The 12,418-nt window shown below is 46.0% G+C and carries 14 protein-coding genes; all 14 read left to right on the plus strand.

Translation table 11 applies throughout. From position 1 onward, the window contains the following. Window positions 1-186: 186 nt before the first annotated feature. The 14 genes from V6669_RS06325 (at window position 187) to V6669_RS06390 (ending at window position 12,252) form a co-directional block, all read left to right on the plus strand. Window positions 187-2,160, plus strand: a complete 1,974-nt coding sequence (locus tag V6669_RS06325; RefSeq protein ID WP_338591868.1) for a hypothetical protein — start codon at window positions 187-189, stop codon at window positions 2,158-2,160. Beyond that, entirely contained in the window at window positions 2,161-2,856 is a 696-nt protein-coding gene (locus tag V6669_RS06330) for a phage baseplate protein (protein WP_036668863.1), read from the plus strand. Between the two features lie 13 nt (window positions 2,857-2,869). Then, a complete protein-coding gene (locus V6669_RS06335; protein WP_338591872.1) occupies window positions 2,870-3,880 on the plus strand; it encodes a hypothetical protein in 1,011 nt (336 codons plus the stop codon). 6 nt (window positions 3,881-3,886) lie between these two features. Beyond that, window positions 3,887-4,144 carry a DUF2577 family protein gene (locus V6669_RS06340; RefSeq protein ID WP_338591875.1) on the plus strand — a complete coding sequence of 86 codons (258 nt, stop codon included), beginning with the start codon at window positions 3,887-3,889 and terminating at the stop codon, window positions 4,142-4,144. Beyond that, entirely contained in the window at window positions 4,141-4,554 is a 414-nt protein-coding gene (locus V6669_RS06345) for a DUF2634 domain-containing protein (protein WP_338591877.1), read from the plus strand. The genes V6669_RS06340 and V6669_RS06345 overlap by 4 nt, the downstream gene beginning before the upstream one ends. Continuing rightward, window positions 4,547-5,605 carry a baseplate J/gp47 family protein gene (locus V6669_RS06350; protein ID WP_338591879.1) on the plus strand — a complete coding sequence of 353 codons (1,059 nt, stop codon included), beginning with the start codon at window positions 4,547-4,549 and terminating at the stop codon, window positions 5,603-5,605. Before V6669_RS06345 ends, V6669_RS06350 begins: the two co-directional genes overlap by 8 nt. Continuing rightward, on the plus strand, window positions 5,602-6,147 hold the full coding sequence (locus V6669_RS06355) for a putative phage tail protein (RefSeq protein ID WP_338591882.1): 546 nt from the start codon (window positions 5,602-5,604) through the stop codon (window positions 6,145-6,147). The genes V6669_RS06350 and V6669_RS06355 overlap by 4 nt, the downstream gene beginning before the upstream one ends. Beyond that, complete coding sequence (locus V6669_RS06360) at window positions 6,148-8,481, plus strand: hypothetical protein (protein WP_338591885.1); 2,334 nt, start codon at window positions 6,148-6,150, stop codon at window positions 8,479-8,481. Then, window positions 8,481-9,089: a hypothetical protein gene (locus V6669_RS06365; RefSeq protein ID WP_338591887.1), complete on the plus strand. Its 609-nt coding sequence runs from the start codon at window positions 8,481-8,483 to the stop codon at window positions 9,087-9,089. The genes V6669_RS06360 and V6669_RS06365 overlap by 1 nt, the downstream gene beginning before the upstream one ends. Beyond that, window positions 9,090-9,509, plus strand: coding sequence for a hypothetical protein (locus tag V6669_RS06370; protein ID WP_338591889.1), 420 nt, complete (start codon window positions 9,090-9,092; stop codon window positions 9,507-9,509). 78 nt (window positions 9,510-9,587) lie between these two features. Further along, a complete protein-coding gene (locus V6669_RS06375; RefSeq protein ID WP_338591891.1) occupies window positions 9,588-10,028 on the plus strand; it encodes a hypothetical protein in 441 nt (146 codons plus the stop codon). A gap of 54 nt (window positions 10,029-10,082) precedes the next feature. Beyond that, window positions 10,083-10,220, plus strand: a complete 138-nt coding sequence (locus V6669_RS06380) for a hypothetical protein (protein ID WP_179088497.1) — start codon at window positions 10,083-10,085, stop codon at window positions 10,218-10,220. A gap of 78 nt (window positions 10,221-10,298) precedes the next feature. Next, a complete protein-coding gene (locus V6669_RS06385; protein WP_338591899.1) occupies window positions 10,299-10,799 on the plus strand; it encodes a phage holin family protein in 501 nt (166 codons plus the stop codon). A gap of 505 nt (window positions 10,800-11,304) precedes the next feature. Next, window positions 11,305-12,252 carry a glycoside hydrolase family 25 protein gene (locus tag V6669_RS06390; protein ID WP_338591901.1) on the plus strand — a complete coding sequence of 316 codons (948 nt, stop codon included), beginning with the start codon at window positions 11,305-11,307 and terminating at the stop codon, window positions 12,250-12,252. Window positions 12,253-12,418 lie beyond the last annotated feature (166 nt).

Below are 12,418 nucleotides of genomic sequence, written 5' to 3' on the forward strand. Positions count from 1 at the left end.
CCGAAGCCAATCTGGCTTATTACGCTCTCCACGAATTAAACATTTTGCCGCATGAGCTAATGGCCTTCTCCATGCGAGAACGAGCCGCTATCTATGCGATGATCTCCATCCGGGTGGAGGAAGAGAAGAAAGAGCGGTCCAAGAATCGCGCCCGGAAGAAATAAAAAGGAAAGGAGGGAGAAATGAATGTATGCCATGTTTGCAAGACTGTACCTTACTTCAACACGTATAGTAACGCAATTTCAACAATTACCTGCTGCTATAAGTACCATGTTTAATTCTGCTCGACTGAACAGTATTGCAATGGCATCCAAATTGCTACAGGGCGTATCCGAGGAACAAGCCAAAGTGAACGCGGCTTTTGCAGAAGGAGCCGGGCGTGTAAGAGCCTGGATCAGCATGATGAAATCAGCAGGACAAGCGGTTCTTGTTCCAGCAGCACAAGAAGAGGATTTGAAGCATCGCTATATGGCTGCTACGGGTGATGATGCTCAGGGGGAGACGATCTTCAATCGCTACCGTGCGGAAGCTTTCAAGAGCGGAAAGAATGTTTCGGATGCGTTGAAAGGTGCGCTATCGTTCATCCCGTATGCACAGAATACGGACCAGGTTGATCAGCTGAGAGACATGACTAAACGGTTGAGCATGCTTTCTCCAGACGGGAAAAGTATCTCGGATGCATCAGGTGCTTTGGTGGCCGCAATGAATGGTGATAACGGTGAACTGGCAAGCTCTTTTAATATTCCAGAAGAGATTTTGAATGGAGCAGGTCTGCAACAAAGTATTGATTCATCCAATCTGAATGCTTTTATACAAAAGCTTGATGTCATTTTACAAAAACAAGGCTATACCCAACAGGCTTTTGACACCATGTTGGATTCACCGTTGCAGAAGTGGAATGCACTGGTGAATCAGTTTAATGGGGTTCTCGGCCAGATTGGACAGGTAGCTCTTGTTGCCTTGACGCCTTTATTAGATCGATTAAATGAGGCTTTTGCCAATGGTGAATTCACTGGCATTATTGAATGGCTTAGCAATGCATTTACGGTTGCGGCAAACGCGCTGACGATGCTGGTAAATGGCATTCTGTATATAGCAAGTGTGATCCAACAAAACTGGGATATTATTCAGCCGATCCTTATGGCGCTTGCGCTTGTGGCTCTGGCTTTGGTCATTATCCAAGTTTACAGTTTGATTGCAGCCTGGTTATTACTGAATTGGCCTATTCTGCTCGTCATTGCTGCCATCGCAGCTGTTATCGGTGTTTTAAGCATGATGGGAATATCGGGAACTGAGATTTTGGGAGCAATTATCGGTACATTTATGCTGCTTGGAGAGATGGTAAGGGTTGTGATTGCCACGATGTGGAATCGATTTGCTATATTCGCAGAGTTCATAGCCAATGTCTTCAAAGACCCATTCTATGCATTCCAAAAATTGCTTTACGATTTGGGAATGTTCGGGATGCAGATATTTTACAATCTTATTGTAGGAATTGAGGACTTTCTGGGCAAAGCGATGGGGGCAATTGGGAAGGTAGCTTCCTTTATTAATGATATCTTTGGTACAAATTTAGCTGTCATGTCCGAAGCCGATATCAACATTGCTAGTAAAAACGTCAAGGGTTGGATGGATACATTGAAATCATTTGAGCCACAGAGTGACAAAGATGTATTCCACATGAATCGAATGGACGGAGAATTCGATCCAAAGGTTTCTGACAAGGGACAAGATGCAGCAAAAAAACTATTATCAAAAATACCTTCTCTGCCTGATCCAAATTCCAAAGAAACAAAATTACCCGGAAACTTCGGCGGCCCAACTCCCAAAACACCTTCCATGCCTTCGATGCCAACTGCACCTGCTCCCACCGTTGTTCCCAATAGCAACATGAGTAACATCAACAAAATCAACAATATCGGACAGGTGGACAAGATCGGTGACGTGGACGGCACAGTGGATGTAACGAGCGAGGATCTGAAACTGATGCGTGAGCTTGCAGAGATGCAGGCGATTCAGCGATTCGTCAGTCTGACGCCAACAGTTCAGGTCACCACAGGGGATATCAACAGCGGACATGATGTGGACAGCATCATCAGCAAAATCACCGATGGACTGAACAGTCAGATCGTCTCCAGTGCTCAGGGGGTGTATGGATAAGTGGAATATTATATTCAACTAAGCTTCAATAACCGCTCCGAATACATGTTTTTCCCGGTGACACCCGAGAGCATTGAGTTTTCGGATTCGGGAGACGGTAGTACGTTTAACGTTAGCGCTTTGGGTGAAATTAACGTGATCAAGTCGCCGAAGCTGCGCGAAGTCAGTTTCAGCGGAATTTTTCCGGCAGATTACAGCCCTTATCATCTGAACTACGATGCAAGACATCCGGCAATTCAGAAGCAGTTTTACCGTGATCCCTATGAATATGTGAAAAAGATCATCCGCTGGATGCAGACGGGCAGACCCGTCAGACTGTTCTTTTCCAGTGCGAGGTACACCATTAATATGGCAGTTTCCATTGAGAGTTTTGACTGGAAGGAGACTGCGGGTACGGTGGGGGATATCCAGTATGATATCAAGCTGAAGCAGTTCATTTTTTATGCCGCCAAAAAAGTAGTGCCACTCAAGGACAGCAAGGATACGGCTGCTTCGAAAACAAAAACCAAAGCCTCTCGGCCCAATGAAAAAATTCAGCCAAAGACCGTCACACTCAAAGCCGGAGACTCCTTGTGGTCTGTAGCTAAAGCCCATCTGGGAGATGGATCTCGCTGGAAAGAGTTGCAAAAGCTGAATAGCATCAAAGATGCACAACTGAAGAAGCTGCCGATTGGACTTGTGATCAAGCTTCCGTGAAAGGAGAGGGAATATGCAAGAGCAGATCAGGCTGGATGATAAGCTGGCAAACATGAAGGAACGGTTATTACTGGATGACAAGCAGGGTAACATCTGGGACATTAGCGAGATTGCCGGTGACATTACGTACAAAACCTCCCGCATCGGCAAGCCTTCCTCTCTGGAATTCACGTTGATCAAGGGCAGTCTGTACCAGAATAAGAAATTCACATATGAGAATGGATATGTCGTGAAATATATCAGCAACGAGGTAGGCATATTTTACGGATATATCTTCTCGGTGGATAGTGGCAAGGACGAAAGTGTCAAAATCAAAGCCTACGACCAGACTCGTTATCTAACCGCGAATCAGACGTACAAGTTCGTTAATGCCACTGCTGCGGATGTGATCAAACGAATTGCCAAAGACTTTCTGTTGAAAACAGGTGATCTGATTCAGCCAAAGTATGTTATTCCGCGCATGTTATTTGATAATAAAAAGCTGATTGACATGATCTGTGAGGCGTTGGACCGAACGTTGATCTATGGCGGAAAAAACTACATCTTCTACGATGATTTCGGCAAACTTGTGCTTCAGGATGTGGAAGAGATGCCTTACGGCTTTGTTATTGGGGATAACAGTCTGCTCACGGATTACAGTTATACGCGATCGATTGACGACCAGACGTATAACAAGATCAAGCTGTATCGGGATAACAAGGATACGGGAAAAAGAGAAACGTTTGTTCATCAGGATTCAGGCAGCATCCGTCAATGGGGGCTGCTTTTTTTGTACCAAAAAGCGGATGATGGCCTGAACGAAGGTCAGATTGATGCCATGCTGAAGACCCTGATGACCCTCCGTAACCGCGAGACGCAGACGTTGAAAGTGGATGCGCTTGGTGATTTCAAGGTAAGGGCAGGTAGTTTTGTCAACATCCAGATCGATGAACTGAAGATTAATCAATATTTTCTGGTAGACGAATGTACGCATAAGGTACAGGGGGGCGTGCATACGATGTCACTGGATTTGAAGGTGGTGTAACGATAAATGATGCTGGACGTGATTAAAAAGGCGGCGGTGGCCGCTGTAGATGCCAAGTCTCCCGTTCAGATAATGTACGGAAGCGTGACAAACACCCAGCCTTTGGAGATCACCGTTGAACAACGGCTGGCATTGGCTGAGCCTTTTCTGGTACTGCCGGAATCCGTAGTGAACAAAACTTGGACCGTGGGTGACCATGTTTTGTTGTTACGTGTTCAAGGTGGAGACAGCTTTGTTGTGCTGGATCGGCTGGTGAATCCATGATTCCACAGGGTGCGCAGATTAGCGCAGAAGATCAGGAAGAAGCTGCTGTGCTTCCGAGTCTAACTTATGTGTTTCAAGCTTCTGGACAGCGAATTGGAAGACTGCAACTGGATGGAAAAGATGCGGTAAAACAGGCGGTGTATAAAGCATTGTCCACACGCCGCTATGAGCATCTAATCTATTCCTCGGATTACGGTATGGAATGGTCCTGGGAAGGAATGGCCGGGAGATCCATGGTTGAATCGGAACTGGAACGCTGGATTCGCGAAGCGTTGCTTCCAGATGATCGCATTTCGGATGTAACCGAGTTCGATTTTGTCCACGGGGCTGACGGGGTACGGGTTTCTTTTACCGTGGAAACGGATTTTGGCAGCTTTAGGGAAGAGACGGAGGTGAACATGGATGTATGAAAAGCAGACGTTTGAAGTTATTTTAAACCGAATGCTGGACAGGGTACCAGATGGTGTGGATAAACGTGAAGGCAGCATTATCTATGATGCGCTTGCGCCAGCGGCAGTGGAAATGGCTCAGATGTATATAGAGCTGGATGTGAACGCCAATCTGAAGTTTGCGGATACAGCGTCTGGAGAGTATCTGGATCGTGCGGTGGCTTGGTCTGGCATTAGTCGGAAAGCGGCCACGAAGGCACGTTGGGTTGGCAGTTTCCGGGATAACGAAGGTAAGCCTGTTGAGGTTCCTTTGGAGATTCGTTTTTCCACGGGGGATCGGGTGTATGTTGTTGTGGAGCGCGTCGCGGCAGGGCGATATGTGTTGGAATGTGAAGTCGCGGGAGCGGAAGGTAATGAATATACGGGGGCACTGCTACCCATAGATTATATTGCCGGCCTGACGACGGCTGAATTGACAAAGTTGCTGGTTCCTGGCGAAGACGAGGAAACGGATCAGGCCTTATATGATCGCTATCAGGACAAAGTTTCTCGTCCGGTCACGAGTGCGAACAAATATCAGTATGAGCTATGGGCACGGGAAAACTCCGGGGTTGGCAAAGCGAAGGCTTTTCCACTGTGGGACGGGCCAGGTACAGTCAAAGTGGCATTGCTGAATAACGAAATGCAAACACCTGCTGAGGCGGTTATCGAGGCGGTGCAGGAATATATCGATCCATCCCAGGATGGAATGGGCGAAGGTGCTGCTCCAATTGGACCCGTGGTCACAGTAGTAGGAGCGCAAGAGATACCTATTGATGTGGAGGTACAGGTCACGCTTGCTTCTGGTTCGACGTACGAGGGCGTGAAGACACTGATTGAAACGGGAGTTACGGCGTATCTGAAAGAACTGGCTTTTGCCGATCCGTTGGTTCGTTGGACACGTATTGCCAATGTCATTCTGGATATCCCGCCCGTGATTGATTATAGCGATCTGCTGGTGAATGGTGGTATGTCCAATCTGGAGATCGCCCCCGGCGCAGTAGCCGTTCTCGGGACGGTGAAGGTGACATGAGTAAAGCAGAGATATTAATGACTCTTTTGCCCCCGTTGTATGAAAATGTGCTGGAGATGCAGCTTCTTACGGAGACCGAAGGTGTTGAGCTAGACAAGCTTACGGTGGGTTTGGAAAGTGTGCTGGATCAATTCTACCCGGAGTCAGCGACCTGGGCATTGGAACGTTATGAGCGGGATTTACAGATTCCAACGAATCAAGCCAAGCCAGACGACCAGCGAAGATCCGTAATCATTTCCAAAATGCGCGGCAGCGGCAAAGTCTCTGGCTCGATGCTCAAGAACGTGGCGCAGGCCTACGAAAGTGGCGGGATTGATGTATCCGTGTCACCTGAGGAATACTTGATCCGAATCCGCTTCATCGACACATGGGGCTTGCCGCCCAATCTGGACGACCTGAAGGCAGCGATTGAGGATATTAAACCGGCACATATGACCGTTGACTATCGTCTGCGGTATTTGACGATTGCGGAGGTTGAAAGCATGACGCTGGATGAGATCGAACAGACCCGACAGGATAAATTTGCAGGAGGTGGAGCTTAAATGAATGAACCAAAAACACCAAATTTGGGGTTGAATAAGATTGATCGTTCCTCGCCATCGACGACCTATTTTGATCTGGATAAATATTTGGATCAGAACTGGGAGAAGGTTGATGAAGGTGTAGGGCAAGTGGAAGAAAAGGCTGAGGAAACCGCAGCACAGGTGAGTAGTATTCAGGAGCGGTTGGATACCGAGAAGCGTAGATCGGTGACGTTGGAGCCTGGATTGCAGATTATCAATGCGGAGCGTGTCTCGGCGTTTAAGTTGGAAGCATTGAAGGGACGGACTCTCATGAATTTGTTGGGAAGGGATGGTGGGTGTGAGCGTATAGGTGCATTTTCTTCGTACCAAGCAACATTGTCTGCAGATACTTCAAAAAAGGCACAGGGCAGTCAATCTCTAAAAATAACGACAACCGCAACCCCTTCAGGATTAAGTACGTCTACCGTATTTACGTTGAAAGCAGGAAGCTACTACCTTATTGCTGCTGATGTAAAGCTAGTATCTGGGACGTCTCTAGGGGTGTACCTTAATGGAATAACATCTACAAAAGGTAATGTAAATTCTATAGATTCAACGAAATTTAATACTGTATGGAAGGCGTATAGCGTTTCAGCTACTGAAACCTCGTATGCCGTGGGTGAAGTTGTTGGCCCTGTTGGGAGTAATGGAAATGTTGATGCGCTTCGTGTTTACGAGATCAGCTCAGAAGATTACGTTGCATTGGACAACATGACGACGGAGCAGGTAAACGCTAAGTATCCTTACGTTGATAGCGTTCAACCCGTGCGAAATCCGTATGCGATTCGTTATGGGGAAAACTTATTACCGCCGTTTTATGATGAATGGCAAAATGCCCCTCGTAACGATTCTACAGGAAAAGGATCTATTTCAAGTCCTTACGAGTATACGGTGGTAGCCAACGCAGCAGAATCATGGATAGGCTCTCCGTGGATTCCTGCAATTCCGGGTAAGGCGTATACGTTTAGTGCCGAACATAATGGTCAAATACATCTTGTATTCGCTGATAAAGACAAGATAGCGATTAGCGGGACTGGATATGCCGCCGGACAAACTGCAACTCTCGTAGCCCCTGTCAATGCGGCATATGTTGTTGCCTATTTCAGAAATACAGGAAGCGCAGCGGGGACGTTCAGCATTAAAAACCCAATGCTCGTTCTCGGCACAACAGCCAAACCGTTCAAACCGCGTGAAGACGCTATACTCGCATTGCAAACGGATTTATACGCTAATCCACTAACTGGGGCGAATGCTGACGAAGTATTCGAGAAGGATGGGCAGTATTTCAAACTGGCGAAATGGAAAAAAGCTTCAATCATTCCTACAGATGATTATGGCGTTAATGCGTCGAGTTACACGGGATACAAACAAGTAACATTGTTCATGCCTAAAAATGTCGATACGTCAAATGTCGCCGCGTACATGACTAAGTATGACGGTAATTTACTTGAATTGGATAGAGTTAGCTCGCCTTTTCCTAAATCAGATTTATTTAACGTAGGCAACGAATCAAATAAGGGTTATGTATGGATGACAGTTTCCAACGCCGACAGCGGATGGGGAGACTCATACAATCCGACAGCAGCCGAGATTAAGGCGTATTTCATGGGTTGGCGTATGTACAGGGGCGAAGACGGCGCTGCCTTTACGCCTTACAACGGAACGGGTACTAAATACTGGGCGAGAATAAAATCGGATGGAACCTTCACTGGTGGGGAATTAACATTACCGACAACCCGCGCTGTCGATTACACGCCGTACCAACTCGTATATCAGCTTGCAACGCCTACTGTCGAACCGATCACGTCAGAAGGACAATTGACGTTAATCGAAGGCAATAACCAAGTTGAAGTGGGAACGGGTTTGGTGGTGCGCGAAGGAACAAAGCCTGCATTATCAACTCTTTACAATACGTATGAGATAAATTCAATTAATGCAGTCGGAACAGTGGCCTCTAATCCCCTGAAATACAAAGCCAAAAGAGTACTGACAATTTATAAGAACAATCGACAAGACAAATGGATGAGAATTTCAGACACGAATAGTTACGGATCAGAGCGCGCCTTTTTAGATTCGGCAATGTTCGATCCATCGGCAACTTATACCGTAACGTACCTCATGCTGGACACGTCTCCGGCTGCTCCATTCGTCGGATCGGTAGCCGAGAACGAAAAGGCGTTACTTACGGATATGAACGACGTCGTACGTCAGAACGCGGCAGCGGTATCCGTGGTCGAGATGGCGGTTAACGAGGCTGTTCGTCAATTGCTGCAACAAGAAAATAAACGAAACGTTTGGGGTGAAATTTTATAATGGCTGACACGATTAAATATATGTATGAAGATGCTGTACCTACAACGGCAACCGCCGTATATACGGTTCCTTCTGGTAAATGCGCGGTGGCAAAGTCGTTTGTTATATCTAATCCGGGAAGCGTAGCCCGTACGTTTAGATTAATCGTGGGCGGAATTGTCGTCGCGTATGACCACACAATAAAGGGATATGATACGATATTTATAGATGACTTAGATATCCCTCTATTACCCGGAGAAACGATAATCATTATGGGATCTACGGCAACTATTAAGGCGTATGTAACAGGGTTTGAACGAGATTACGTTACAAGCGAATATTCGTATCAAAAGATCAATCACCTTTTGAATGGAAGCATCATGACGCCCGCTAATACTTTTGACGCCATGATAAAGGCTATCGTGATCTGTAATCCTAACGCCGTCGATACGCAAGTGGGCGTTACTCTTAAAGATTATTTGATTGCTCCTCAAAAGGTAGTGAAGGCAAATGATTCGTTGATTATTCCAATGCCTAAATTATTTTTACCTAAAGGACGACAAATAACGCTCAGCGCATCAGGAAGTAACTGCCACGTCGGAATCATATTAGAAAAGGTGGTGCAGTAAATGCCGTTAATTGATAATTACTTGCTGAACAATTACGGGTTGGATGGGTTTGATAAGGATAAGGAATTGAAAATGATAGCCCAAGGCGCTTTAACATCATCCAATTCCGGGATTGCAGGCAATAGTTTTGACACAAGAGGATCAACCGCAAATAGTTATTATATAAATCTTGGATTCGCGTTCCCTGTATTACCAAAATTAGTGATCGTTAAAACTAACTCCGGTAGTCCGCAATGTGTGTTTGTTCAAGACCTCAAAAATTCATTTGGAGATTCAATTTGTTTTACTCCGAGTTCAGGAGGTCTTTTCCTTGCTGTATCAACGACTACGTCGGCGTTTTCTTTTTTTGTAACTACTTCCTTAATGAAATTACCTACTGCCTTAAGTAACACCAATCATACTTGGGAAGCTTACGCATGATAGAGAGATAGCAGGGGGGAAAGCTTATACCGCATTTTGGCACACCAAAAAAATTAATCAACGAAAGGTAGTGGAAAAATGAACGAACAAGAGCCGAAAAATAAAATCGGTATGAAGGTTTACTACGACTTGCAATCCGGTAACGTCATCGTTATTACGCCAGAGAGCGCCGGGATCGTCGTCGAAACCACGCGGGAACAGGATTTCAAGTTATACAAAGCGTTGGACGATAAAGTTCCCGATAGTGTCGGTATGATCCAACTGGAATACGGCGCGTACATGTTGGACCGTGCCGAAGGCGGTACGATTGCACGCGTTGATCTGGAAACATTGGAACCACTCTTTGACTACCCGCCAAAACCCGACGAAGAACCACAACCACCAATGATTTCGTTCACTTTTCAAATTGCCGAATTGGCGGCAGAAAATCAGCGATTACGGGAAGAAAACAACACGAATCAATTGGCGCTCATGGAATTACACATGATGCTGCTTAGTTTGATGCCTAATACGGGATAAACTTGCAAGATTGTTAATCCGTTGGGCTGTAACACTCACGAAAGGGGTGAGAATATGTTGGCTGTATATGTAATGATGATTCATAAAGGATTGATCGGTATTGACGATGTTCCGACTGCAAACGGTAATCGTGATAAAGTGAAGGCTGCTCTGGAAACAGCAGGGATGGACCAAAACGGAAGTATTGTGTAACAAGCGTTCCGAATACGGAGCGCTATTTTTATGCCTTCTGGAGCATTTAGTATTTCAATATTAAAAGGAGGTGAAACCATGGAAAGATGGGACACCCTATGGAAATGGGGAATTGCACTAATGAGCAGCTCAGTAACCTACTTCTTCGGTGGTTGGTCAGGCGTACTCGGCGTACTACTTGTGTTCGTCATCCTCGATTACCTAACGGGCATTGCGGCAGCAGGCATGAGTGGCAAGCTAGAAAGTAACGTTGGGATGTTCGGCATCGCACGAAAGGTATTTATATTTGCAATGGTATCGGTGGCTCATCTGGTGGACGGTGTTCTGGGAGACGGACATTTGTTCAGGGATGCGGTCGCCTTTTTTTATATCGCAAATGAGTTGTTGTCCATTATCGAGAATGGAGGCAAGTTGGGCGCTCCCATTCCTCCAGTGATCCGGCAAGCGATTGAAGTGCTAAAGGGCAAAGGGGGAACCGGGGAACTCCCCGGTAACTTCTCCCCGAGTGCCAAAGACTCTTTTTCACAGGCAGATCCGGATGACATAGATTCACCGACAACAGAAGATAACGTTAAGTAGCGTTTAATATTGCGAGTATATAGTTATATTGAACGTTTGTTGATCAGTATGAATGTCGGATTAAACAGAATTAATCTATAAGTAAGCAAAGCTATATAAGGCATCAATACAGATTGAAACTAAACATTCCACACAATAACGGAGAGGACAGAAAAAACCTGAAAAAGCGAAGCGGTCGCCTTTATCCCCGGATTTTCCCCTTTATAAAGAGAATCAAAAAAATCCGGGGATAACAGCGATTGGAAGGTTATTCTGTCATCGGAGTGTCCGTGTGAACAAGATTAAGTTGATCTCAAACACATCAGGGACACGCACACAAGCAACCCCTGATCCAACCGCATTAACTATAGGAGCATTTTGCATCAATCCAGAGAGTGACATCCAATCAGCAATGTATAGATCAGAATGCTCTAATCTGTCTATACTTGTACCCGGGAACGCTTGAATCGAATGATGTAAAATGCTGATACAAACGGCAATTTGCCGCATAAAGGGTGTGAGAAACATGCAAACGAGGAGTTCAGGCAACACACAGGGCATTGACGTCTCCCGGTATCAGGGCAATATTGACTGGGCGAAAGTGAAGGCAAGTGGCATGACATTTGTATTCATCAAGGCAACCGAGGGACAGACATATACCGATCCCAATTACCAGAAAAATGTAACCGGTGCACTTGCTGCGGGCATGCTGGTCGGAACGTATCACTTCTTCCGTGCGACATCGACCGATGGTGCCAAGGCAGAAGCGGTACATTATGCCAATACACTTAACAAAGTTGGAGGCGCCAAAGCGTTACAGCTGCCACCTGTTATGGACTACGAGAACAACCCCGGCAACCTGAGCAAAGCGCAGATGAATACAGTTGCCAAAGCTTTTTTAACCGAATTACAACGTCTGACAGGTGTAAAACCGATCATATACACGGGCAATTCATTTGCCGGGAATTTTGACACATCACTCAGCTCGTACGATCTTTGGATCGCGCGTTACAGCAACACCCGTGTACCGGAAGACCAACCGGCATGGAAGCGTTGGACGTTCTGGCAGTATACGGATTCAGGCAAGGTGAATGGCATTAGTGGCAACGTGGATATGAATGAATTCGAGGGAACAGCGGCACAGCTCAGAGCAAGATACGCAGCAGCCACTCCGAAACCCCCGGAGCCATCCAATCCGACGAATCCAAGTCATCCGAATCCACCAACTGAACCACCGAAAGGGGGCGAACCGATGACAGCCGAAGAGAAAGCAGCGTTTGATGCGCTCAAATCCCAGGTCGACAAACTGCAGGCGCGTCAGCAAATGGAAGTTCCAGTATGGGCGAAGGCAGCTGTGGATGCAGCACTGGCATATGACACCAAAAATCCATTGTTCAGCATCGATAATGGGGCGAGTTATGATTTTTACCGTTTTATTACCGTGATGCATCGCAGAGGTTTGTTTAAAAAGTGAGCTGATTCTTAGCAAATTAAAATATTGATCTTATCTGAATGTGGATTGAGAAGAGAAGGGACACGGGATGCTTTTTGTCGAACTGTGTTCCTTTTTTGTGTTTTGTGTAAGTGATATTAACACATATAATAAAGTTGAAGACTTATGTCTGTAAATCTCTTGTCTA

The sequence above is a fragment of the Paenibacillus sp. Y5S-9 genome (assembly GCF_036894235.1).
In the GTDB taxonomy this organism is placed as follows: domain Bacteria; phylum Bacillota; class Bacilli; order Paenibacillales; family Paenibacillaceae; genus Paenibacillus.

Bases quoted from the DNA above. Each gene is read 5' to 3' on its own strand.
- V6669_RS06325 (WP_338591868.1), top strand. From the start codon at position 187: ATGTATGCCATGTTTGCAAGACTGTACCTTACTTCAACACGTATAGTA.
- V6669_RS06335 (WP_338591872.1), top strand. From the start codon at position 2,870: ATGCAAGAGCAGATCAGGCTGGATGATAAGCTGGCAAACATGAAGGAA.
- V6669_RS06340 (WP_338591875.1), top strand. From the start codon at position 3,887: ATGATGCTGGACGTGATTAAAAAGGCGGCGGTGGCCGCTGTAGATGCC.
- V6669_RS06345 (WP_338591877.1), top strand. From the start codon at position 4,141: ATGATTCCACAGGGTGCGCAGATTAGCGCAGAAGATCAGGAAGAAGCT.
- V6669_RS06350 (WP_338591879.1), top strand. From the start codon at position 4,547: ATGTATGAAAAGCAGACGTTTGAAGTTATTTTAAACCGAATGCTGGAC.
- V6669_RS06355 (WP_338591882.1), top strand. From the start codon at position 5,602: ATGAGTAAAGCAGAGATATTAATGACTCTTTTGCCCCCGTTGTATGAA.
- V6669_RS06360 (WP_338591885.1), top strand. From the start codon at position 6,148: ATGAATGAACCAAAAACACCAAATTTGGGGTTGAATAAGATTGATCGT.
- V6669_RS06365 (WP_338591887.1), top strand. From the start codon at position 8,481: ATGGCTGACACGATTAAATATATGTATGAAGATGCTGTACCTACAACG.
- V6669_RS06370 (WP_338591889.1), top strand. From the start codon at position 9,090: ATGCCGTTAATTGATAATTACTTGCTGAACAATTACGGGTTGGATGGG.
- V6669_RS06375 (WP_338591891.1), top strand. From the start codon at position 9,588: ATGAACGAACAAGAGCCGAAAAATAAAATCGGTATGAAGGTTTACTAC.
- V6669_RS06380 (WP_179088497.1), top strand. From the start codon at position 10,083: ATGTTGGCTGTATATGTAATGATGATTCATAAAGGATTGATCGGTATT.
- V6669_RS06385 (WP_338591899.1), top strand. From the start codon at position 10,299: ATGGAAAGATGGGACACCCTATGGAAATGGGGAATTGCACTAATGAGC.
- V6669_RS06390 (WP_338591901.1), top strand. From the start codon at position 11,305: ATGCAAACGAGGAGTTCAGGCAACACACAGGGCATTGACGTCTCCCGG.